Below are 3,875 nucleotides of genomic sequence, written 5' to 3' on the forward strand. Positions count from 1 at the left end.
CCTGCAGCCCGGCATCAGGGGCGAGGTGCGCCTTGTGGAGAGAGCTTTTGGCATTGGGCCCTCGGCGCTGACGGAGGCCATGGGCATGCTCAACCACCATTTCGCAGCAGCCGCCTGATCGGCGCAGAGCGACAGCCTACCTCTGACTGCCGCCAATCTTTGCAACAGAGCCCTCTGCCTTGATCCAAACCCTCTTGACACCATCAGCTGTATTAGACCACATCGGTCAGCAAGACTGAAGAGGTACTTTGCTGACAGCATCGCCGATGTCGCTAGGTAGTGATTTGCGCTCAAGACTGATTGTCCCTTGAGCAAGCACGGAACCAGACGAAGTTTGCGATAGTTGTGAGATGGTACCACTCGGCAATCGAAGCGACTGCAACAAGTAGTCGACTAATAACTTGGCAGGAGAGGTATGATGCTGACGAAGCACAATTCGATGATGTTCACGGTGTCCGCGATCTCGCTGGCGCTGTCTGTGCCCGTGGCCGCGCAAGAGGTGTCGGGCGACGCTCAAGTGGCCACGCCGGTCGACAACGCGGTGAATCCCGTGCCTGAGGCGCAGGCGTCATCGCGCCAGGCCACCGTCGCAGACGGAGAGATCATCGTTACGGCGCAGAAGCGCGACCAGCGTCTGCTCGACGTGCCGTTGTCGATCACCGCAGCTTCGGGTCAGCAACTCGCGAGTGCAGGTATCACCAGTACTGCCGATCTGGGTAAGATTGCCCCCGGCTTTACTTTCCAGGAAAGCCAATACGGTACGCCCGTCTTTGGTATTCGCGGCATCAGCTTCTTCGACTTCTCGAGCGCTTCGAGCCCCGCCGTCAGCGTCTACGTCGACCAGATCCCGCTCCCGCTTTCCATTCTCACCAACGGCGCTTTGCTTGACGTGGAGCGGGTCGAGGTGCTCAAGGGCCCGCAGGGTACGCTGTTTGGCCAGAACTCGACCGGCGGTGCGGTCAACTACATCGCTGCCAAGCCGACTGATGAATTTTCGGCTGGCCTTAACGCCACTTACGGCCGTTTCAATGAGAAGAAACTTTCGGGTTTCGCCAGCTTCCCGATCACCAGCACGCTGGGCATCCGAATCGCGGCGCAAGCCGAGGATCGCGGGGATTATCAGTACAGCATCACCCGCGACGACACCGCTGGGCAGCGCAGCTACTTTGCCGGCCGCGTTATCCTGGACTGGAAGCCCACCGACACCGTACGCTTCGAGCTGAATGCTAACGGCTGGCTCGACAACTCGGATTCTCCCATCCAGCAGTTCAAGGGGTTTGCACCGCAGTTCCCCGGCGCCAACCCGCCGCTTGAGGCAGCGCTTTCCGCGTCGCCGATCGCGCCGAACAACAACCGCGCCGGCGACTGGGATCCAGGTTTCAGCCTGAAGCGTGACAATCGCTTCCAGCAGATCTCGCTGCGCGGCGACATTGACCTGAGTTCGGACGTCACCCTGACCTCGCTGTCTTCGTACATTGACTTTAAGGGCTTGATCCCGACTGACAACGACGGTTCGGCCGTGCGCAACATCGCGACGCGCAGCATGCAGAACTTCAAGATCTTCAACCAGGAACTGCGCGTCGCTGCCACGATCGACAAGCTGCGCCTGATGGTCGGTGGAAACTACCAGCGCGCTAATCTTAACGAGACGCTGTTCCAGCCCGGCAGTGCCACCAACACCGTTCTGGCTCCGATCCCGGGCGGTTCGTTCTTCGGCCTGCGCCAGCAGAACGACCAGTTGATCAAGACCAAGGCCGCCTTTGGCAGCGCGGAGTACGAGATCACGCCCGAACTGACCATCCAGGGCTCGGTCCGCTACACGGACCAGAAGAACGACTTCGTGGGCTGTACCGCGGACCAGGGCACCGGAGACGCGGCGAGCGCGTTCGGCATCCTCTCGACCGCGCTGCGTAGCCAGCTGCCCGGCTTCAATGGCGTGCCGACCACGATCGCGCCGGGCGCGTGCGTCACTCTCGGTGACGACTTTCGACCGGTCGATATCGTCAATTCCGACCTGGACGAGACCAACACGTCCTGGCGCGGCGGCATCAGCTACAAGCCGAGCTCGACCAGTCTGATCTACGCCAACGTTACCAAGGGCTTCAAGGGCGGCTCGTTCACGCCGGCGCCGTTCATCCGCACTTCGCAGATCACCCGCGTGCAGCAGGAATCGGTGCTGGCGTACGAGGCCGGTTTCAAGACCAACCTGAGCCGCCTTGCCCAGATCACCGGTGCGGCATTCTACTACGACTATCGCAACAAGCAGATCACCGGCTTCGTCGACGTGTTCCCCTTCGGCAACCTGCCCGCTTCGGTGAACGTGCCCAAGTCGAGCATCAAGGGCGCTGAACTGTCGATCGAGACGCGTCCGCTCGAAGGGCTGCGCGTCACGGCTTCGGGCACTTACGTCGATGCCAAGGTCGATCGCTCGTTCGTCACCGCGACGCCTCTGTCGCGTCCCGTCGACATCAAGGGTGAGCAGCTTCCGAACGCACCCAAGTGGCAGCTGAACGGCGATATCGAGTATCGCCGCGAAGTCAGCGTCGGCACCGAAGTGTTCGTCGGGGGCTCGGTCAGCTACCGTTCGGACAGCTACGCGCTGTTCGGTCGTGAGCCGCAGTTCGAGATCCCCGGCTATGCGCTTGTCGATCTGCGTGGCGGTATCGAGCTGCAGGACGGCCGCTGGCGTGCGGAGGTCTTCGGCCGCAACATCACGAACAAGTACTACCTGAACAACGTCTCGCGATCGATCGACTCCATCACGGCGATCGCAGGCATGCCGAGCACTTACGGCGTGACGCTCGGCTTCCGCTACTGATCGACCACGAGCGGGCGGAGCGATTACTTTCGAAAATTCGCGGACTCCGCATTGGAGACGCACACGGCTTCCACCCCACTGGCCTGCCGATTGCCTAGCAGTCGGCAGGCATTCTTTTTGAGATTTGACGCACGTTCCTGAGCAGAACGGAGTCTGGCTATCAGCGCGGTAGGCATGGCCTGCCAATCAGGGCGGACATCATGCCGGTCCGTGTTTGCCTGATCCGCCAACCTCATCATTGAAGCAGTTGCAGGCTCCGCGCGCGCGCCAAGGCGGAGGTGCGGTTCTTCACGCCCATCTTGGCGTAGAGATTGTGCAGGTGCCATTTGACGGTGCGCACCGAGATGCCGGTCGATCCCGACATCTGCGCATTGTCGAGCCCCGCATCGAGCATCCGCAGCAGCTCCAGTTCGCGGCGGGTGAGCGGGTCGGACAAGTGAATGGCCGCGCCTGTCGCCGGCAGTTCTTGCGCGCCGACTAGCGCTACCACCTTGTCGTACATGGCCCGCGCATCGTCGCTGGCCAGCGCCAAGTCCTTCACCCGCGAATGGCGCAGCACGTTAGTGACGAGCAGGCGCTGTTCGTAAAACGGCCGTGCCGAGCCACAGGTCGCGGCATGGTTCAGCGCTCGCGACAGCGCGCGCGTCGCCTGCCGCTCGTCGCCGCTGGTCATGTGCAGCCCGCATTGCGCCAGATGCAGGTCGATGATCGCACCGCGACGGCCTGCACGCCTGGCTGTCGCAGTTTCCTGCTCGATCAAGTCGCCGGCAGCCTTGTGCTCGCCCGCCGCGGTCAGCAGCGCGATGCCCGCCATCGCCGCCGCAGTGCGCTCGTTCTCAAGCACGATGTCGTCCAGAGTAATGTATCGGCAATCCTGGCTCCAGAGGCTCTGTTGCAAAGATTGGCGGCAGTCAGAGGTAGGCTGTCGCTCTGCGCCCATCATGCGGCTGCTGCGAAATGGTGGTTGAGCATGCCCATGACCTCCGTCAGCGCCGAGGGCCCAATGCCAAAAGCTCTCTCCACAAGGCGCACCTCGCCCCTGATGCCGGGCTGCAGG

At 62.1% G+C, this 3,875-nt stretch carries 2 protein-coding genes and 2 pseudogenes; 2 read left to right on the top strand and 2 right to left on the bottom strand.

Translation table 11 applies throughout. The annotated features are described in order from the left end of the window. Window positions 1-118: pseudogene (locus KIH45_RS18910) on the top strand (IS6 family transposase); the annotation flags it as partial. Window positions 119-418: 300 nt separating this feature from the next. Beyond that, entirely contained in the window at window positions 419-2,818 is a 2,400-nt protein-coding gene (locus tag KIH45_RS18915) for a TonB-dependent receptor (RefSeq protein ID WP_213177505.1), read from the top strand. 235 nt (window positions 2,819-3,053) lie between these two features. On the opposite strand, the gene KIH45_RS19505 is transcribed toward KIH45_RS18915, so the two are convergent. Both KIH45_RS19505 and KIH45_RS18925 read right to left on the bottom strand, forming a co-directional pair. Beyond that, window positions 3,054-3,662: a helix-turn-helix transcriptional regulator gene (locus tag KIH45_RS19505; protein ID WP_213177506.1), complete on the bottom strand. Its 609-nt coding sequence runs from the start codon at window positions 3,660-3,662 to the stop codon at window positions 3,054-3,056. Between the two features lie 95 nt (window positions 3,663-3,757). Beyond that, window positions 3,758-3,875, bottom strand: a pseudogene (locus KIH45_RS18925) (IS6 family transposase); the annotation flags it as partial.

Origin of the sequence: Croceicoccus gelatinilyticus, from assembly GCF_018398395.1 — a bacterium.
GTDB lineage: Bacteria > Pseudomonadota > Alphaproteobacteria > Sphingomonadales > Sphingomonadaceae > Croceicoccus > Croceicoccus gelatinilyticus.

What these genes read in the sequence shown, in the direction of transcription:
- KIH45_RS18915 (WP_213177505.1), top strand. Translation starts at nt 419, where the DNA reads ATGCTGACGAAGCACAATTCGATGATGTTCACGGTGTCCGCGATCTCG.